This window comes from Virgisporangium aliadipatigenens, assembly GCF_016863615.1.
In the GTDB taxonomy this organism is placed as follows: domain Bacteria; phylum Actinomycetota; class Actinomycetes; order Mycobacteriales; family Micromonosporaceae; genus Virgisporangium; species Virgisporangium aliadipatigenens.
In genome coordinates this window covers 85,548-102,524 of record NZ_BOPF01000008.1, presented here as the reverse complement: position 1 = coordinate 102,524, position 16,977 = coordinate 85,548, and the positions used below count along the sequence as shown (strand labels likewise).

The 16,977-nt window shown below is 71.2% G+C and carries 19 protein-coding genes and 2 tRNA genes; 12 read left to right on the top strand and 9 right to left on the bottom strand.

Annotated features, from left to right (window positions below):
* Positions 1 to 16 precede the first annotated feature (16 nt).
* Positions 17 to 1,429 carry a 3-isopropylmalate dehydratase large subunit gene (leuC, locus tag Val02_RS13045; protein ID WP_203899279.1) on the bottom strand — a complete coding sequence of 471 codons (1,413 nt, stop codon included), beginning with the start codon at positions 1,427 to 1,429 and terminating at the stop codon, positions 17 to 19.
* A 49-nt stretch (positions 1,430 to 1,478) separates the two neighbouring features.
* Here leuC and Val02_RS13040 point away from each other — a divergent pair, with 49 nt between their 5' ends.
* The gene (locus tag Val02_RS13040) at positions 1,479 to 2,165 is read left to right on the top strand and encodes an IclR family transcriptional regulator (protein WP_203899501.1); all 687 of its coding nucleotides are present in this window, start codon (positions 1,479 to 1,481) and stop codon (positions 2,163 to 2,165) included.
* Positions 2,166 to 2,198: 33 nt separating this feature from the next.
* On the opposite strand, the gene Val02_RS13035 is transcribed toward Val02_RS13040, so the two are convergent.
* Positions 2,199 to 3,101: a formylglycine-generating enzyme family protein gene (locus Val02_RS13035; RefSeq protein ID WP_203899278.1), complete on the bottom strand. Its 903-nt coding sequence runs from the start codon at positions 3,099 to 3,101 to the stop codon at positions 2,199 to 2,201.
* Complete coding sequence (locus tag Val02_RS13030) at positions 3,098 to 3,922, bottom strand: bleomycin resistance protein (protein ID WP_203899277.1); 825 nt, start codon at positions 3,920 to 3,922, stop codon at positions 3,098 to 3,100. The genes Val02_RS13035 and Val02_RS13030 overlap by 4 nt, the downstream gene beginning before the upstream one ends.
* 136 nt (positions 3,923 to 4,058) lie before the next feature.
* Here Val02_RS13030 and Val02_RS13025 point away from each other — a divergent pair, with 136 nt between their 5' ends.
* Positions 4,059 to 4,970 (top strand): ribonuclease Z, encoded by a 912-nt coding sequence (locus Val02_RS13025; protein ID WP_203899276.1) that lies wholly within the window; start codon positions 4,059 to 4,061, stop codon positions 4,968 to 4,970.
* On the opposite strand, the gene Val02_RS13020 is transcribed toward Val02_RS13025, so the two are convergent.
* Positions 4,964 to 6,247: a tetratricopeptide repeat protein gene (locus Val02_RS13020; RefSeq protein WP_203899275.1), complete on the bottom strand. Its 1,284-nt coding sequence runs from the start codon at positions 6,245 to 6,247 to the stop codon at positions 4,964 to 4,966. The genes Val02_RS13025 and Val02_RS13020 overlap by 7 nt on opposite strands.
* 140 nt (positions 6,248 to 6,387) lie before the next feature.
* On the opposite strand from Val02_RS13020, the gene Val02_RS13015 reads away from it, so the two are divergent.
* The 6 genes from Val02_RS13015 to Val02_RS12990 all read left to right on the top strand — a co-directional run bounded on the left by Val02_RS13015 (position 6,388) and on the right by Val02_RS12990 (position 12,374).
* A complete protein-coding gene (locus tag Val02_RS13015) occupies positions 6,388 to 7,788 on the top strand; it encodes a DUF4331 domain-containing protein (RefSeq protein WP_203899274.1) in 1,401 nt (466 codons plus the stop codon).
* A gap of 87 nt (positions 7,789 to 7,875) precedes the next feature.
* Complete coding sequence (locus Val02_RS13010) at positions 7,876 to 8,274, top strand: hypothetical protein (protein ID WP_203899273.1); 399 nt, start codon at positions 7,876 to 7,878, stop codon at positions 8,272 to 8,274.
* 13 nt (positions 8,275 to 8,287) lie between these two features.
* Positions 8,288 to 9,016 (top strand): DUF4184 family protein, encoded by a 729-nt coding sequence (locus tag Val02_RS13005; protein ID WP_203899272.1) that lies wholly within the window; start codon positions 8,288 to 8,290, stop codon positions 9,014 to 9,016.
* Between the two features lie 10 nt (positions 9,017 to 9,026).
* Positions 9,027 to 9,986, top strand: coding sequence for a threonine ammonia-lyase (locus Val02_RS13000; protein WP_203899271.1), 960 nt, complete (start codon positions 9,027 to 9,029; stop codon positions 9,984 to 9,986).
* 160 nt (positions 9,987 to 10,146) lie between these two features.
* Positions 10,147 to 11,262: a lytic polysaccharide monooxygenase auxiliary activity family 9 protein gene (locus Val02_RS12995; RefSeq protein WP_203899270.1), complete on the top strand. Its 1,116-nt coding sequence runs from the start codon at positions 10,147 to 10,149 to the stop codon at positions 11,260 to 11,262.
* 74 nt (positions 11,263 to 11,336) lie between these two features.
* The gene (locus tag Val02_RS12990) at positions 11,337 to 12,374 is read left to right on the top strand and encodes a peptidase associated/transthyretin-like domain-containing protein (RefSeq protein ID WP_203899269.1); all 1,038 of its coding nucleotides are present in this window, start codon (positions 11,337 to 11,339) and stop codon (positions 12,372 to 12,374) included.
* 210 nt (positions 12,375 to 12,584) lie between these two features.
* Here Val02_RS12990 and Val02_RS12985 read toward each other — a convergent pair whose 3' ends face one another.
* The 4 genes from Val02_RS12985 to Val02_RS12970 all read right to left on the bottom strand — a co-directional run bounded on the left by Val02_RS12985 (position 12,585) and on the right by Val02_RS12970 (position 14,450).
* Positions 12,585 to 13,286 carry a hypothetical protein gene (locus Val02_RS12985; RefSeq protein ID WP_203899268.1) on the bottom strand — a complete coding sequence of 234 codons (702 nt, stop codon included), beginning with the start codon at positions 13,284 to 13,286 and terminating at the stop codon, positions 12,585 to 12,587.
* A gap of 117 nt (positions 13,287 to 13,403) precedes the next feature.
* Positions 13,404 to 13,476 (bottom strand) — tRNA-Glu (locus Val02_RS12980).
* Positions 13,477 to 13,537: 61 nt separating this feature from the next.
* Positions 13,538 to 13,612: transfer RNA gene (locus tag Val02_RS12975), tRNA-Gln, on the bottom strand.
* 70 nt (positions 13,613 to 13,682) lie between these two features.
* The gene (locus Val02_RS12970) at positions 13,683 to 14,450 is read right to left on the bottom strand and encodes a fumarylacetoacetate hydrolase family protein (RefSeq protein ID WP_203899267.1); all 768 of its coding nucleotides are present in this window, start codon (positions 14,448 to 14,450) and stop codon (positions 13,683 to 13,685) included.
* Between the two features lie 120 nt (positions 14,451 to 14,570).
* Here Val02_RS12970 and Val02_RS12965 point away from each other — a divergent pair, with 120 nt between their 5' ends.
* The 4 genes from Val02_RS12965 to Val02_RS12950 are packed head-to-tail and all read left to right on the top strand — an operon-like array spanning position 14,571 to position 16,555.
* Positions 14,571 to 14,945 (top strand): Mth938-like domain-containing protein, encoded by a 375-nt coding sequence (locus Val02_RS12965; RefSeq protein WP_239152816.1) that lies wholly within the window; start codon positions 14,571 to 14,573, stop codon positions 14,943 to 14,945.
* Positions 14,946 to 14,987: 42 nt separating this feature from the next.
* Entirely contained in the window at positions 14,988 to 15,356 is a 369-nt protein-coding gene (locus tag Val02_RS12960) for a type II toxin-antitoxin system RelE/ParE family toxin (RefSeq protein WP_203899266.1), read from the top strand.
* Positions 15,353 to 15,685, top strand: coding sequence for a helix-turn-helix domain-containing protein (locus tag Val02_RS12955; protein WP_203899265.1), 333 nt, complete (start codon positions 15,353 to 15,355; stop codon positions 15,683 to 15,685). Before Val02_RS12960 ends, Val02_RS12955 begins: the two co-directional genes overlap by 4 nt.
* Positions 15,686 to 15,730: 45 nt before the next feature.
* On the top strand, positions 15,731 to 16,555 hold the full coding sequence (locus Val02_RS12950; RefSeq protein WP_239152872.1) for a 3-methyladenine DNA glycosylase: 825 nt from the start codon (positions 15,731 to 15,733) through the stop codon (positions 16,553 to 16,555).
* Between the two features lie 13 nt (positions 16,556 to 16,568).
* Here Val02_RS12950 and Val02_RS12945 read toward each other — a convergent pair whose 3' ends face one another.
* Positions 16,569 to 16,940, bottom strand: a complete 372-nt coding sequence (locus Val02_RS12945; protein ID WP_203899264.1) for a hypothetical protein — start codon at positions 16,938 to 16,940, stop codon at positions 16,569 to 16,571.
* Positions 16,941 to 16,977 lie beyond the last annotated feature (37 nt).

Below are 16,977 nucleotides of genomic sequence, written 5' to 3'. Positions count from 1 at the left end.
CGCTGAGGAAGACGACCTAGGAGAGGTCGGCCGGTGCGGCAAGGTGTCCGAGCACCGCGGTGGCGGCGGCTACGGGCGGGGAAACGAGATGCGTGCGACCGCCGCGCCCCTGGCGCCCCTCGAAGTTGCGGTTGGAGGTGGAAGCCGAACGCTGGCCCGGCTTGAGCGTGTCGGGATTCATACCGAGACACATGGAGCAGCCGGCGAACCGCCATTCCGCACCGGCGGCGGTGAACACCTCGTGCAGTCCCTCTTCTTCCGCGGCGGCGCGCACCGCGGCGGAACCGGGGACCACCATCATGCGTACCCCTTGCGCCACAGTGCGTCCGCGCAACACCTCGGCCGCGGCACGCAGATCCTCGATGCGCCCGTTGGTGCACGAGCCGAGGAAGACGACGTCCACCTCGACGTCGCGAAGCGGTGTGCCCGCGCGCAGATCCATGTACTGCAACGCCTTCTCCGCGGCCGTCCGCTCCACCGGGTCGGCGAACGAGGAGGGGTCCGGCACCGCGGCGTCCAACGGCGCACCCTGTCCCGGGTTGGTGCCCCATGTGACGAACGGGCTGACGGTAGAAGCGTCCAGGAACACCTCCGTGTCGAAGACCGCGTCGTCGTCCGTGCGCAGGCTGCGCCAGTAGGCGATCGCGGCGTCCCAGTGCTCTCCCTTCGGCGCGTGCTCGCGTCCCTTGAGATATTCGAACGTCGTCTCGTCCGGCGCGATGAGCCCGGCCTTGGCGCCCCACTCGATGCTCATGTTGGAGATGGTCATCCGGCCCTCCATGGAGAGCTTCTCGATGGCCGGCCCGCGGTACTCCACGACGTGCCCGCGACCGCCGCCGGTGCCGACCTGGGCGATGAGCGCCAGCACCAGATCCTTTGCGGTGACGCCCTCGCGCAGTTCGCCGGTGACGGTGACGGCCATCTGCTTGGGCAGCCCCTGCGGCAGCGTCTGCGTGGCGAGCACGTGCTCGACCTCACTGGTCCCGATGCCGAACGCCAGCGCCCCGAACGCGCCGTGCGTCGCGGTGTGCGAGTCGCCGCAGACGATCGTCATGCCGGGCTGGGTCAGGCCCAGCTGCGGGCCGATCACGTGCACGATGCCCTGCTGCGCATGGCCGAGCGGGTGCAGGCGGATGCCGAAGTCGGCGCAGTTCTTGCGCAGGGTCTCGATCTGCGTGCGCGAGATCGGATCGGCGATCGTCAACAGATTGTCGGTCGGGGTGTTGTGGTCCTCGGTCGCGATCGTGAGGTCCGGCCGGCGCACCGGACGGCCCGCGAGACGCAGTCCGTCGAACGCCTGCGGGCTTGTGACCTCGTGCAGTAGATGAAGGTCGATGTAAAGCAGATCGGGCTCGCTGTCGGCCCGGTGTACGACGTGGGCGTCCCACACCTTCTGTGCGAGGGTGCGCCCGGAGTGTTCTCCCGCCATCTGGACATCCTAAAGTTTGGGAGGTAAGTTTCGGCTTGTGGGACACAGTATGAGCGGCGTGGGCGTGCTCGACAAGGCGGTCACCATCCTCGCCGCCTGCGTCGACGGCGCCAGCCTCGCCGAACTGGTCGAGCGGACCAAGCTTCCCCGGGCAACGGCGCACCGGTTGGCACAGGCCCTCGAGATTCACCGGATGCTCGTTCGGGACGCGCAGGGGCGTTGGCGTCCCGGCCCGCGGCTGGGCGAGTTGGCCAACGCCGCACCGGACGTGCTGCTGACCGCCGCCGAGCCGATCCTGTCCGCGTTGCGCGACGCCACCGGCGAGAGCGCACAGCTCTATCTGCGCCGTGCCGACGAGCGGATCTGCGTGGCCGCCGCCGAGCGCGCGAGCGGGCTGCGGGACACCGTTCCGGTCGGGTCGGTGCTGCCGATGACGGCCGGGTCGGCCGCGCAGGTGCTCCTCGCGTGGGAGCCGCCGGAGGCCGTCATGCCTTTGTTGCCGCGGTGCAAGTTCACCGGGCGCACGCTCGCGGAGGTGCGCCGGCGCGGCTGGGCGCAGAGCGTCGCCGAGCGCGAGCCCGGCGTGGCAAGCGTTTCCGCGCCGATCCGCGACCGCACCGGGCGGGTGATCGCCTCGATCAGCGTGTCCGGGCCCATAGAGCGTCTCGGCCGCCGCCCCGGAGACCGCCACGCCATGGCCGTCGTCCGCGCCGGACAACGGCTTTCCGGACTCTGAGCCTCCATCTACGCACGTTCCAGGTGCTGGCCGTCAGCCCACGGCCAGCACCGGGCGGTACGCCTTCCGCCAGCCCTCTCCGGCCCGGTGCCGCGCCACCTGTGCGGCGTCCCGGAAGGCCGACGCCTCCGGAAGCAGGTGGTAGAAGAGCGGCATCCCGCCGCAGCCGGCCACGCCGCCCTCGGAGCCACGCACCTCGTCCGGATCGGCGGTCAGCTCGTCGGCCTCGGAGCCGAGATACCGCAGCCCCAGCGCCTCGCCGTCGGTGCGATCCACCACACCCCCGCCGGGCAACCGGAACACCGGGCCGCGCGATCCGGGTGCCGGGAAGCGTTCACCCCACGGGAAGAGGGTGCGGGCGCCGGCAGCACGGGCGTGCTCCCACTCGTCCGGCGTCGGCAGCCGCATGCCCCGGGCCGCGAGGGTCCGTACGACGCCCGCGTGCGTCCATCCGGGCGGGCACCGGACGGGCTCCACCGCCACCAGCAGGGTCGGCAGCACCACCCGCCGGGGCGGCGTCAGGGCGCCTTTGAGGTACGCCCACAGGTCCCGCGGCGGCCCGGGGCTCGGCGGAGCGGCTCCGGGAAAGAGCGCCAGTTGCCCGGGCAGCACCGGATCCGGCGGGTCATCGGTCGGCGACTCCAGGGACCACCCGGCGAGCGGATCCGGCGCGGAGGGATCGTCGGCGCACCGGAAGGAACCCAGTTCGGCACGCGTGGGCGTGAAAGTCGCCGGGTCGTGGCCGAGGCCCACCTCCCCGCCGGGCACCAGCGCGAACACCGCGTCACCCAGCGCGAAGGTGGCGTTCCACAGCAGGCGGGTGCCGTAGCGCCGCCGGTGCACCCGCAGCGGCGCGGCACCCGTGCGTTCGGCCACCGCGGCCACGTGCGCCCGGACGGCCGCCCCGTCGGCCGACTCCCACCCGGCGAGGTTCACCGACGCGGCGTCAGGTAGTCCCGCAGTTCCTCCACCCGCTGCACGTCGTCGGCGAGCACGACCAGGTCGTCCTCGGTGAGCGGGATCTGGTCCAGGTCGTCGATCACGCGGATCGCCAGCTCCTCGTCGCCGATCCGCACGGCCAGGTCGGCGCGGAGCGTCAACGCCCGGAAGAGCAGCCCGTCCGGCACCGGCTCGTTGCTGGTCAGCGCGCGGTCGAGCAGGGTCGCCGCCCCGGGGTGGTCGCCCTTGCCCTCGCTGAGGCGCACGGCCGTCTCGACCGCCCGTTCGAGCCGGGACATCGGCGGCGGGCGGTCCCGGCCGCCGCGGACCACCTCGAGCTTGCGGCCCCCGCGCGGCACGACGGCGGCGGATCTTCCCCGCGGAACGGCCATGTCGTTGGGCCTGCCGCGCGGAACGTCGTCGTCGTCCGACACCCCCGGCGGCTGCCCGATGCGGATGAAGTTGCCGCCCGGGTCCACCACGATGAACTGGCGCACACCGTCGGAGGTCTCCTTGATCGGGTTCATCCGCGGCACCCCGCGCAACGGCACCCGCCCGTAGGCCTCCCGCAGCCCCGCCGTGAACGCCTCGTACAGCGACTCGACGTCGGTCGTCTCCACGTAACAGGTGCTGAACGACGACTCCGGGTCGAGCCCCTTCATCACGAACAGGTGCAGCACCATCCCGCCGCGCTGCACGACCGCGTACGTGTTGGGCCGCTCCTGCCGGTAGGTGGTGTCGAAGCCCAGCGCACCGTAGAACTCCAACGTCTCGTCGATGGACGTGCACGGAAGGATCGGGATCATCGTTTCCGCCATGTGGGCGATTCTCCGTCAGAGCCCCCGCCGGTGGGAGACCACCCCCGTTAACTGACGATGCCGAATCTCACGTGCACCAGGAGTTACCAGCCAATAACTGAAAATAGGCCTGGCGGGTCTGGCATACCGTGGGGCAGTGCGTGAACTGGTCGTTCTGGGTACCTCCAGTCAGGTGCCCACCCGTGTGCGTAATCACAACGGTTACCTGCTGCGCTGGGACACCGAGGGCATCCTCTTCGACCCGGGTGAGGGCACGCAGCGGCAGATGGCGTTCGCGGGGGTGGCCGCCACCGACCTGACCCGCCTGTGCGTCACGCACTTCCACGGCGACCACTGCCTCGGCCTGCCCGGTGTGATCCAGCGGCTCTCCCTCGACCGGGTGCCCCATCCGGTGCACGCGCACTATCCGGCCTCCGGCGCGGAGTACTTCGCGCGGCTGCGGCACGCGTCGTCGTTCTACGAAGCGGCGTCCATTGTGGAGGGACCGGTGCACGACGACGGGGTCGTCGCGACGGGTGCCTTCGGCACGCTGAGCGCACGGCGGCTGGACCATCCCGTGGAGACGTTCGGGTACCGGCTGGTCGAGCCGGACGGCCGGCGCATGCTCCCCGAACGCCTTGCCGCACTGGGCATCCGCGGCCCGGAGGTCGGCCGGCTGCAGCGGGAAGGCCTGCTGCACAAGGACGATCGCACCGTGACGCTCGACGAGGTGAGCGAACCCCGTGCGGGACAACGATTCGCGTTCGTCATGGACACGCGGCTGTGCGACAACGTGTACGCGCTCGCCGACGGGGCGGACATGCTCGTCATCGAGTCGACGTACCTCGACGCGGAGGCCGCCCTGGCCGCCGCGCACAGCCACATGACCGCTACGCAGGCGGGTCGGGTGGCGGCGGAGTGCGGCGTGCGGACGCTGGTGCTGACGCACTTCTCGCAGCGGTACGAGGACCTCGCCCCGTTCGCGGAGGAGGCGGCGCGGCACTTCGACGGCGAGGTCGTGGTCGCCACCGACCTGGCGCGGGTCAAGGTGCCCAGCCGCCGTCACTGACCCAGGGACGCCAGCGCGGCGCGCGCGAGCGGCACGTGGCGGAACGAGAAGTGCGGGTTGATCCGCAGCGCCTCGGTCAGGTCGGCCGCGGCGCCCGCCTTGTCGCCCAACGCCAGCCGGATCATCCCCCGGTGGTAGAACATCGTCGCGTTCTTCGTGCCGATGCTCAACGCCTTGTCCGCCAACGGAAGCGCCTCCGCGTCCCGCCCGGCGCTGTGCAACGCCCACGCCCGCGCGTCCGCGCCGAAGACGGACGGCCGCTTCGGGTAACCGGTCTCGGTGGCCTTCACCGCCTCGTCGGGCGCGCCGTTGTCGGCGTAGAAGAGCGCGAGGTCGATGTCGAGATCCACGCCCTGCGCGGTGAAGAGCGTCGCCGTCGCGCGCACCAGGTCGTACTGTTCCTGGGCGGCGGCCCGGTCGCCGCTGGCCGCGAGGAGGTCGCCGAGTTCGGCCACGTAGCCCGGGATCGGTAGCCGGCGCACCACCGCACGGTAGTCGGCGACGGCCGCCGCCACGTCGCCGCGGGCGGCCGCGATCCGGGCCCGCGCGACCAGCAGCGGCGGGTGTTGCGGCAGCCGGTTCAGGCCATCGTCCACAAGGGACTTCGCCCGGTCCAGATCCCCGGCGTCGAACGCGAACGTCGCCAGATGTTCGAGCGCGAAAGCGGCATCCGCCGGGCCGGGTGCGGCCTCCAGCGCGGCGTCCATCAGTTCGCGGGCCGCGCCGAGGTCGCCGCGCAGTTCGTACGTGTAGGAGGCGCGCGCGTAGGAGCCCGAGTCGGGCCGCAGATCCACCATGCGCTGGATCGCTTGGTACGCCTCGTCGTAGCGGCCCAGTTCGATCAGCGCGTCGCCGACGACCCCGTACGCCGCCGCCTTGAACGGATCGATCGAGACCGCGGTCTGTCCACTGTGGAGCGCGCCGGCGAAGTCGTGCCGCGCGGCGGCGAGCGCGCCGAGTCCCGTGTGCGCGAGGGCGTTGCCGTCGGGGTGCACCGCGAGCGAACGTTCCAGCGCCTGCTGTGCCCGTGGATACCCCGTCGGGTCGCCGGTGATGCGCGCCTGCTCGATGTAGGCCGCGCCCAGCTCCGCCCAGGCGGTCCAGTTGCCCGGCAGGCGCTCCACCCGTTCGACCAGAGTCTTGATGGCGGCCGCGACCTGATCGCGCGGGGCCACGGCGACCGGCGCGGACGCCGGCCCCGGATCGGTACCCCGGGGAAGAAGAGCGACCCCGCCCACGGCCAGCAGCGCCACGGCCAGGGCAACGACAACGAGCAACCTCCGCATGGTCAGGCATTCGGCACGGCGGCACATCCGGATGGGCCTGACACCGAATGTGGCCGCCGGCAATCCGCACTCCCCCGCGAACACGAACGGCGATCGAGCGCGCACCGCCGCGCGCCGCAGAGGGAGGATCAATGTCCAGACGAATTCGGCGGGTGGGAACGGCAGCGACGGTGCTCGCCGTCGGCCTGGCGTTACTGGGCCCGGGCGCCGGCAACGCCTCGTCCCACCGGGAGGCACCCATCGTCTCCGGCGAACCGCTGCTCGACAACACCGACGTCTACGCGTTCGTCAGCCCGGACAAGCCCAACCACGTGAACCTGATCGCCAACTGGATCCCGTTCGAGGAGCCCAACGGCGGTCCGAACTTCTACGGCTGGGGCACCAACGTCCAGTACGACATCAACATCGACAACGACGGTGACGCGGAGGCCGACGTCACCTACCGCTGGGTGTTCGAGGACAGGTGGCGCAACCGCAACACGTTCCTCGCCAACACCGGCCCGGTCACCTCGCTCGACGACAAGGACCTGAACTTCCGCCAGTTCTACAAGCTGGAGAAGATCGTCAAGGGCCGCACCGTGGCGTCCTACGACAACATCCAGGCCGCGCCGTCGTACACCGGCCGCGCCTCGTTCCCCAACTACGGTGCCGTCGCCGACTCGGCGATCAAGAAGCTGCCGAACGACTCGCAGACCTTCGCCGGCCAGGCCGACGACCCGTTCTTCCTGGACCTGCGCGTCTTCGACCTGCTCTACGGCGGCGACCTGAAGTCCGTCGGCCAGGACACCGTCAAGGGCTACAACGTCAACACCCTGGCCATCCAGGTCCCGAAGGCGGAGCTGGCGCTCAGGGGCGACGCCGGCCGCAACCCGGTCGTCGGCATCTGGAGCACCACCTCGCGCCAGCGCAAGGAGGTCGTGGAGGAGAACAACCGCCGCGACTTCGACGGCGGCTTCCGCCAGGTGTCCCGGCTCGGCATGCCGCTGGTCAACGAGGTCGTCATCCCCGTGGGGAAGAAGGACGAGTTCAACGCCACGCAGCCGAAGGACGACGGCAAGTTCCTGAAGTTCGTGACCGAGCCGGAGGTGCCGAAGCTGGTGCAGCAGCTGTACTGGATCCCGGCGCCGGCGACGCCCCGCAAGGACCTGGTGCAGGTGTTCCTGACCGGGGTCGCCAAGGGTGACGACGGCCCGGTGCAGGCGGACCTCAACTCGCACAAGCTCAACAAGGACGCCGACCCGAAGAAGATCCGGCCCAGCGAGCAGCTGCGCCTCAACATGGCCGTTCCGCCGTCGAAGAACCCGAACCGGCTCGGCGTCGTCGGCGGCGACCTGGCCGGGTTCCCGAACGGGCGCCGGCTCGCCGACGACGCGCTCGACGTGACGCTGCAGGCCGCCGAGGGTGTGCTCCTGCCGGGTCACCCGAAGGCCGTCGACGGGCTCGGCGACGGCGTGGACCAGAACAACGTGCCGTTCCGGCAGGCGTTCCCGTACGTGGCGCTGCCCAACACCGAAGCCGTCAACACGTACTGACCGTTGCGGCGGGCCGTGCTCCGGCGCGGCCCGCCCCCACCCCGCGCCGTCGCACCCCGCGGCGGTCCACCCGCGAAGGAGACCCCGATGCGTGCTCTTCCCTTTGTCGCCGCCCTGGCCGTGGCCGCCGCCGCGCTCGCCGCCTGCTCCGACGACCGCCCGCCGCTGAAGCAGCCCGCCGCCGAGAAGTTCAAGGAGGGTCCCTGCCGGGAGGCCGCCGACCCGATCCTCGCGCTCGGCCGGTTCACCTACGACCGGGAGGGTGCGAAGCGGCTCAAGGACGCCGACTACCCGTTCCTCGTGGCGAACGGCGAGAAGCTCATCGTCGTCAAGGAGAAGGCCCAGCCGGAGGTCGGCGACCGGATCGGCAACGTGCTGACCAACATCGGCTACCTGCGCATCCGCCCCGGCAAGCTGTACGACCCGGCGCTGCTGAAGGGCCTGGAGAGCGCCCGCGCCGACCTCCAGAACGCTTGCGTCGGGTAGTACCGTCGCGGCGGTGCCGGCGACCGTTCCCTCACACCAGGCGGCTGTCCTCCCGTTGAAGGTGCGCTTTCCGGAGCGGTTCGACGGGGTGGCGCTCGTGCTCGGAGCGGCGGCGCCCGACCTCGGCTACGTGTCGGCCGGGATCGCGGAGCCGCCGTCGCACGCGTGGCATTCGCTGCTCTGGTTCCACCTGCCGGTGGTCGTGCTGGCGACGGTGCTCGTGCGGCGGGCGGCGCCGGCCGTCGCCGCGCACCTGCCGTGGGCGTTGCGCGACTACGGGGTGCTCGCCTCGGTGCGCCATCCGTGGCGGGTGACCGCGTGGTCGGCGGTGCTCGGTGCGCTGAGCCATCAGGTGTGGGACGCGGTCACCCATCCGTACATGCTGTTCCTCTCCCCGTCGGCGTTCCTGCCGGCGTTGCACGCGACGGCGTTCGCGGGGCTGCCGTGGTGGCGGGTGGTGCATCTGGTGTCCGAGGTGGTCGGCACCGTCGTCACCGTCGCGGCGATCGTCCACATCGGACGGACCCGTCGACTCGTCGCGTGGCACGGCCCCGCGCCGTCCGTGGTCGCCCGACCCCTGGTGTTCTGGCCGGTTCTGGCCGTCGCGTTCCTCACCCTCTCCGCCGCCCTTCTCCTCTTGCCGGGGAACGACATCGGCATCTGGATCCCGCTCGCGCGCACCGGATTCGCGTTCGCGGTGGCCGTGCTGGCCGCGGCGGAAAGCGTCCGACGCGGCGGGTAGGTTTCGGATCATGTCTGTTGAGTTGGTGACGTTCGACCGGATCACCGAGGCCGCCGACGCGATCGCGGGTCAGGTGGTGCGCACGCCGTCGGTGCACAGCCCGGGACTCACCCGACTGCTGGGGGTCGAGACCTACGCGAAGTTGGAGATCCTGCAGCACTCCGGCTGTTTCAAGCCGCGCGGCATCAGCAACCTCATCCGCCTGCTGACCGCCGAGGAGCGCGCCGCCGGCCTGGTGACCGTCACCGGCGGCAACCACGGCATCGCGCTGTCCGGCATCGCCGGCGCCCTGGGCATCGACGCGACGATCGTGATGCCGGCGAACGCGCCGGAGCGTTCCAAGGAGACGGTGCGGGCCAACGGCGCGACGCTCGTCGAGGCGCCGGACGTGACGACGGCGTTCACGATCGCGGAGGCGGAACAGGCGAAGGGGCGCACCTACGTGCACGGCTACGACGATCCGCGGATCATCGCGGGGCACGGGACGGCGGGGCTGGAGTTCCTGACCGACGTTCCGCAGCTGACCGACGTGCTCGTGAGCATCGGCGGCGGCGCGCTCATCTCCGGGGTGGCGACGGCGGTCAAGGCGCTCGACCCGGCGGTGCGGGTGTGGGGCGTGGAGACCGTCGGCGCCGACGCGATGTCGCAGGCGCTCGCTGCCGGTGAGCCGGTGCCGATCAGGGTCACCTCCATCTCCACGACCCTGGGCGCGCCGACCGTCACCGCACGCACGCTCGCCCACGTGCGTTCCCTGGTCGAGGAGGTGTTCGTGATCTCCGACGCCGAGGCCGTCGACGGGATGGTGCGCGTCGCCGAGGAGGCCAAGCTCTGGGTCGAACCGGCAGCCGGCTGCCTCGTGCCGGCGGCCCGCCGGGTGGTGGAGAAGGTGGGCCGCGACGCCGTGCTGGGGCTGGTGCTGTGCGGCGGCAACGCGACTGTCGAAAACCTTCGAAAGTGGACGTCTGCCTGAAAGAACGCATCGCTCACCAAGCCACCGCAAGTGCCGTGAGCTGCGAAAGTTTCGTCCGCCGGTGCCATAGCAATCTATGGCCCGCGGCGGCGCGTTGACGACGGACGACGAGCGCCCCGAGCATCGAGCCCCGTCATTCCAACCCGCCCTTGGGGACGAGATGTCTAGATTTGTTGTCCACTCACGGCGCACCCTCGTCGTCGCCGTGAGCGCGCTGGCCATGCTGGCCACTGCCTTCGTCGCGCCGGCCGCCGCGCACGGCTCGACGATCGACCCGATGTCCCGCAACTACGGCTGCTGGAAGCGCTGGGGCAGCGACTTCCAGAATCCCGCCATGGCGACCCAGGACCCCATGTGTTACCAGGCCTGGCAGGCCGACCCCAACGCCATGTGGAACTGGAACGGCCTCTACCGCGAGGGCGTCGCCGGCAACCACCAGGGCGCCATCCCCGACGGCCAGCTCTGCAGCGGCGGCCGCACCGGCGGCACCCGCTACGCGGCGATGGACACCATCGGCAACTGGACGGCCACGAACATCGCCAGCAGCAGCAACTTCACGGTGGTCTCCCACGACCAGGCCCGCCACGGCGGCGACTACTACCGCGTCTACGTCACCAGGCAGGGCTTCAACCCGCTCACCACGGCGCTCAAGTGGAGCGACCTGGAGCTGGTGAAGGACACCGGGAAGATCCTCCCGGGCGTCGGCGAGACGACCACCGACCCGGTGCTCAACGGCGTCTCCGTCAAGATCCCGGTGAGCGCGCCGGGGCGCACCGGCCGGCACATCGTGTACACGATCTGGCAGGCCAGCCACTCCGACCAGTCGTACTACTTCTGCGCGGACGTCAACTTCGGCGGCACCGGCGGCAGCCCGAGCCCGTCGCCGTCCGTATCGCCGTCGCGCACCGCCTCGCCGTCCCCCTCGGCGAGCCGTTCCCCGTCGGCCCCGGCTTCCCCCTCCGGGCCTTCGACGCCGGGCTCCTGCTCCGCGACCTACACGCTGACCGGCTCGTGGAACGGCGGCTTCCAGGCCGAGGTCCGCGTGGCGGCCGGTTCCACGGCGATCACCGGCTGGACGGTGACGCTGGCGTATCCCAGCGGTCAAACGGTCAACCAGGCGTGGAACGCCACGGTCACGTCGAGCGGCAGCACGGCCACCGCCAAGAACGTCAGCTACAACGGCGCGCTGGCGGCCGGGGCGAGCACGACGTTCGGCCTGCTCGGCACGTCGACCGGCACCAACACCGCACCGGTGCCCACCTGCGTCGCCTCCTAGTTCCGGCGCGGACGGGCCGGGGCACTTCGGTGTTCCGGCCCGCCCGCATGTCCGGCTTGTCCAAGATGAACCTCATGGACCATGAGGGACAGCGGGTCAGCCGGCGCTCACTCTTCGCCGGCGTCACCTCGCTCGGGTTCGGCGGCGTGCTGGCGGCCTGCGGCGACGACGACGGCAAGGCGCGGCCCCGCACCGACCTGGTCGGCCTCTTCTCCGACGCGAACGTCTGCACGCTGACGCCGACCGTCACCCAGGGCCCGTACTACTTCGACGCCGACAAGGTGCGCGGCGACATCCGCGAGGACCGGCCCGGAAAGAAGCTGCGGCTCGTCATCCGCCTGCAGGACAGCGAGGGCTGCGCGCCGATCGGCGACGCGATCGTGGAACTCTGGCACTGCGACGCGGCCGGCGTCTACTCCGGCGCCGAGGCGCAGTCGACGGGCGGCGGCGGCGAGGGCATGCCCAGCGGCGCCCCCGGGGGTGCTCCGCCCGGCTCGGGCGCCCCCGGTCCACCCCCCGCCCCGCAGAACTCCCCCGGCGACCCCGCCGCCGGCCCACCCTCCGGGCTACCCGGCCCGAACGACGTTCTCCCGCCCGGTGCCGGTGCCCCGTCGGACGTGCCGGCGCCCCCGAACCCGGCCCCCGGCGTCTCGCCGCCCGGCGGCGTCCCGGGAGGCGCACCCGGCAGCCCACCGGCCGGCCGGCCGGGCGTCCCGGGCGCGTCGGGTGCCACCCGCGCCGGCGACGGCATGGGCGACCTGACGCCCACGGACGACAAGCGCTACCTGCGCGGCGCCCAGGTCACCGACCGGAACGGCATCGTCGAGTTCACCACCGTCTGGCCGGGCTGGTACCGCGGCCGGACCGTGCACATCCACGCGATGGTGCACATCGACAGCAAGCGCGTGCTGACCACGCAGATGATGTTCGACGAGACGCTGAACGCGAAGGTCTTCACCGAGGCGCCGTACGCGTCGCGCACGGGTCGGGACACGTTCAACGAGAACGACCCGATCTTCCAGGAGGTCATGCTGCTGAAGCTGACCGAGGACGGCGACGGCTACCTGGGCGTGATCGCCTTCGCCGCCGACGCCGACTCCGACGGCCGGTAGCGCGCCTTCGTCATGGCCGTGTTCATCGGGCTCTCCGCCGCGGGCGCACTCTGGTGTGCCGGCGTGGTGATCGGCACGCTCGTCGGATTCACGCCGCCGCCGGCCGTGGCGGTCGTGCCGGCCGCCGTCTACCGCGCTCGGCGTGCTGGGCGGGCTCGGTGTGGCCGCCGCGACGATCTGCGCCGCCCTCCGTGTCGGCCCGGGCGGAACCTACCGACCCGCGGGCGACTCCTCCTGAGCACCCGCCGTCACGATCAACGCGACGGCGCCGAGCACCAGCACCCCGCCGACGCCGGCGGCCAGGTCGAACGGGCTTCCGGGCGAGGTGACCCGGACGGCGACCAGATCGCCGGAGCTGGCGTCGGGCAAGGGAATCGCGGCGACCGCCAGCACCGTGGCCCGGTAGAGCCCGTACAGTCCGAGGAACGCCACTCCCACCACCGCCGGCCGGCGAGGCACCCGGGACAGCGCCTCCGCCACCGCGACGGCCAGGGCGGCGGCGGTGAACGCCGGCACCAGCACCGCCGTCACGCCCGCGACGATCGGGATGTTCATCCCGCTCGTGAGGATCAGCAGCACCGACGGTCCGAGCACGACCACCAGGGCCCCGATCACCGCGCCCGGATAATGGGCCGGCGCACGCCGCGGGAACGCCCGCAGCGCCGCGATCGTGGTCAGCGCCAGCCCGGCGAGCGCGTACAGCCGCGGCGACAGCGCCAGCACCGCCGCGCACACCAGGACGGCGAGCATCGCCACCCACGGCCCCGAACGCCCCCGCGCCAGCAGCCACCAGGCGAGCACACCGATCGCGCCGGCCGCGCCCGCGCCGGAGACGACGTCGAGATGGTAGGAGCGTCCCGCCGCGTGAACGGCCACGCCGACGCCGAACGCCGCGGCAGGTATCCGTTCCATGCGACGAGCATCACGCCGACCGGCACACAGCGTTACGGAATCGTCAACATGACGCGGGGATGTGGGTAAGAATGGGAAAAGCAAAAGCCCGCGCTCACGAAGAACGCGGGCCAGCTGTAGTCCCGATGGGATTCGAACCCACGCTACCGCCTTGAGAGGGCGGCGTCCTAGGCCGCTAGACGACGGGACCCTGGACTTCCTGCACCGCAGATGCTGTAGATCCACCTTAGTAGATCCACGAGCAGCCACAGTGGCTGGGGTACCAGGACTCGAACCTAGACTAACTGAACCAGAATCAGTTGGGCTGCCAATTACCCCATACCCCATTGGTGCTCGCCGCACCGGAGAGAAACTTTACCCTGCGGCCCACGGCAAACCAAATCGGTATCCCCGAACTCAAACCACCTTGTTGGTGAGGGTCCCGATCCCATCGATGCTCACCGAGACGGTGTCGCCGGAGTTCAGCTGCGAGACACCGGCGGGCGTGCCGGTCAGCACCACGTCGCCGGGCAGCAGGGTCATGATGTGCGAGACGTAGGAGACCAGCGTCGCCGCGTCGAACACCATGTCCTTGGTGCGGCCCAGCTGGCGCACCTCGTCGTTGACCTCGCAGCGCACCTCGCGGTCGGAGACGTCGAGGTCGGTGGTGATCCACGGCCCGATCGGGCAGAACGAGTCGAAGCCCTTGCCCCGCGTGAACTGCACGTCGGCGCGCTGCAGGTCACGCGCCGTCACGTCGTTGGCGCAGGTGTAGCCGAAGATGGCCTTCTCGGCGGCGGCCCGGTCGGCGTTGCGCGCGCCGGTAGCGCCGATGACGACCGCCAGCTCGGCCTCGTGCTCGACCCGCTTGGACTGCACCGGCAGCCGGATCGTGTCGCCGTGGCCGATCACCGACGTGGACGGCTTGAGGAACAGCAGCGGCTCCTTCGGCACCTCGTTGCCGAGCTCGGCCGCGTGCTCCACGTAGTTGCGGCCGACGCAGACCACCTTGCTCGGCAGGATCGGCGACAGCAGCCGCACATCGGCGAGCGCCCAGCGGGGCCCCGCGAACGTGATCGGACCGAAGGGGTGCCCCTCGATCGCCGCCACGGTGAGCCCGTCGGGCTCGCCTTCCACCACACCGAATGACATTCCGCCGCCATGGGCGAATCGAGCGATACGCACCCGTGCAATCTAGCGCGGGCCAGGGCACGCATCTCGGATGCACTCCGTCGATCCGACGGGGATACTGCCGGCCGCGGTCACGATGTGCGCCGCGACGATCCGGAGGGAGTGGTGAGAGTCATGAACGACGGGCTGCGTTCGCCCCGCGTCGAGGAGATCTCCTGGGGGCGCATGGTCGTCGCCGGTGTCGGCACCGGCAAGGACTTCAAGTTGTGGCCCGGCGGCGGCCGCGCCTGGGACTGGCGCGAGACCGGCACCGAGCACAGCCCCGGCATCCAACCGGCCGACGTCGAGGAACTGCTCGAGCACGGCGCCACGACGGTCGTCCTGTCGCGCGGCATGGAGGAACGCCTCGAGGTCCAGCCGGCGACCCTGAAGTACCTGGCGGAACGCGGCGTCACGGTCGAGGTCGCCGAGACGACGGAGGCGGTGGAGTTGTACAACGAGCTGGCCGAGCACACCCCGGTCGCCGCCCTCATCCACAGCACCTGCTGACCATTGGACCGCCGACAATATAAGCCTGACTTATAATCGGAGGTGTGGCAGATCAAGATCCATCCCGAGGTCGAGACGTGGTTCCTGGACCTGTGCCGCATCGACCCACGCACCGCCGATCTCGTATCCGAGGCCATCGACCTGTTGGCAGACCAGGGGCCGGCACTCGGCCGGCCACTGGTGGATCGACTCAAGGGCAGCCGCTACCACCACATGAAGGAGCTGCGGCCTGGATCAACGGGCTCCAGTGAGGTCAGAATGATCTTTGCCTTCGATCCGCTCCGCGAAGCGATCTTCCTGGTGGCCGGTGACAAATCCGGGCAGTGGTCGGCGTGGTATCGGACAGCCATTCCGCTGGCCGACGCAAGGTTCGAAGAGCTCATCAACGAGTTGGAGGGCGGGCGGCCATGAGCGAGACGTCGAATTGGCGTGACGTGAAGGCCAAGGTACGGGAGCTCGACCCCGGCTGGGACAGCCCGGACCGCACCGAGCGACGCGCCGCGATGCGGCAGGAGATGCTGGCCGCCGTGAGCGGCGCCCAGCTCGCCGAGATTCGCAAACAGCTGGGCCTGACCCAGGCCCAGCTCGCCGAGGCCGCCGGCCTTTCCCAGGCGAGAATCAGCCAGATCGAGAGCGGTACGGCGACCAGCCTGGAGTCCCTGCGCGCCTACGTCGCCGGCCTGGGCGGCCACCTCGACATCGTGGCGCGCATCGGCAACATCCAGCTCAACGTTGCTTAGCAGGCGTCGGTGAACGTGTTGGCGGCGCAGGAGTGGGCGGGGCGGATGGCGGAGCACGCCGCCCGGGCCGACGCGTTGACCGCCGCGCACCGCGCGCGCAGGGCCCGCCGCGAACGCCACGCCATCGAGGACTTCCTCTTCGACTACTACGGCACGCGGCCGGCCGCACTGCGCCGCTGGCATCCCGGTCCCGGGGTGGCGTTGGCGCCCGGCGGGGACGGGCCGGCGCCGCACGCGGGCTGGAAGTACTACGCCACGGACACCGACGGCGTGGTGCGGCTGGACCTGGAGCGGTACCGGGCCGAACGCGGCACCACGGTCGGGTTCATCGCGGGCCTGCTCGGTGCGACGGCGTCCCGGCCCGCACACCTGGGCTGCTTCGGGCTGCACGAGTGGGCGATGGTGTACGGGGCCGACGAGCACCGGCACCCGTTGCCGCTGCGGCTCGGGCGGGCGGGCACCGACGCGGTCGTCGAGGCGCACCAGATCCGCTGCTCGCACTTTGACGCCTTCCGGTTCTTCACGCCGCAGGCGCGGGGGTTCAACCGGTTGCGGCCGACCCGGGAGAGCCAGGTCGAGCTGGAGCAGCCGGGCTGCCTGCACGCCGCGATGGACTGCTTCAAGTGGGCGACGAAGCTGGGACCGGGCGCACCGGGCGGGTTGACGCTTGACTGCTTCGCGCTGGCCGGGGAGATCCGGCTGCTGGACATGCGGGCGTCGCCGTACGACCTGTCCTCCTACGGACAGGCGCCGGTCCGGATCGAGACACCGGAGGGCAAGGCCGAGTACATGGCGCGCCAGCGCGAACTCACCGGTCGGGCGGCCGTTCTGCGGAGCCGCCTGCTCGAGGCCTGCGCCGCCCTGGTTTAAGGCGTGTCCTGCCTTAGCCGCCCATCGCGCTGAGGCCGAACATCAGCGCCATTATCCCGAGCACCACCACGACCGGGATGCCGCTCCCCCAGCCGACCAGCAGGCCCAGGCCCAGTTCGCGGCTCTCCGGCCGGCCGTGCAGCACGGTCCCGCCGGCCACCGCCGCAAGGAACAGCAGCACCTGCAGCACGGCACCGATCACCAGCCACAGGCCTTCGCCGCCGCCGGTGGCGTTCCCCATGAAGAAGAGCGGGACCACGGCGGCGAGGACGTGACCGGTGAGGGCGAGTGCGACGCCGGCCGCGATCCGTCCGGCGCGCACCGGCGGCCTCGTCCGCGGGGTGCGGGCGACCGGCGGGGCTGCGGGAACCGTCCACTGTGACATCGCGGTTCACGCTACCGGGTGAGCGCGATGGCCACGG

Coding starts and splice junctions, on each gene's coding strand:
- Val02_RS12985 (WP_203899268.1), bottom strand. CDS start 13,286: ATGGAACGGATACCTGCCGCGGCGTTCGGCGTCGGCGTGGCCGTTCAC.
- Val02_RS12950 (WP_239152872.1), top strand. CDS start 15,731: ATGGCGGAGCACGCCGCCCGGGCCGACGCGTTGACCGCCGCGCACCGC.
- Val02_RS13040 (WP_203899501.1), top strand. CDS start 1,479: ATGAGCGGCGTGGGCGTGCTCGACAAGGCGGTCACCATCCTCGCCGCC.
- Val02_RS12955 (WP_203899265.1), top strand. CDS start 15,353: ATGAGCGAGACGTCGAATTGGCGTGACGTGAAGGCCAAGGTACGGGAG.
- Val02_RS13010 (WP_203899273.1), top strand. CDS start 7,876: ATGCGTGCTCTTCCCTTTGTCGCCGCCCTGGCCGTGGCCGCCGCCGCG.
- Val02_RS12945 (WP_203899264.1), bottom strand. CDS start 16,940: ATGTCACAGTGGACGGTTCCCGCAGCCCCGCCGGTCGCCCGCACCCCG.
- Val02_RS12990 (WP_203899269.1), top strand. CDS start 11,337: ATGGACCATGAGGGACAGCGGGTCAGCCGGCGCTCACTCTTCGCCGGC.
- Val02_RS12995 (WP_203899270.1), top strand. CDS start 10,147: ATGTCTAGATTTGTTGTCCACTCACGGCGCACCCTCGTCGTCGCCGTG.
- Val02_RS13030 (WP_203899277.1), bottom strand. CDS start 3,922: ATGGCGGAAACGATGATCCCGATCCTTCCGTGCACGTCCATCGACGAG.
- Val02_RS13015 (WP_203899274.1), top strand. CDS start 6,388: ATGTCCAGACGAATTCGGCGGGTGGGAACGGCAGCGACGGTGCTCGCC.
- Val02_RS13000 (WP_203899271.1), top strand. CDS start 9,027: ATGTCTGTTGAGTTGGTGACGTTCGACCGGATCACCGAGGCCGCCGAC.
- Val02_RS12965 (WP_239152816.1), top strand. CDS start 14,571: ATGAACGACGGGCTGCGTTCGCCCCGCGTCGAGGAGATCTCCTGGGGG.
- leuC (WP_203899279.1), bottom strand. CDS start 1,429: ATGGCGGGAGAACACTCCGGGCGCACCCTCGCACAGAAGGTGTGGGAC.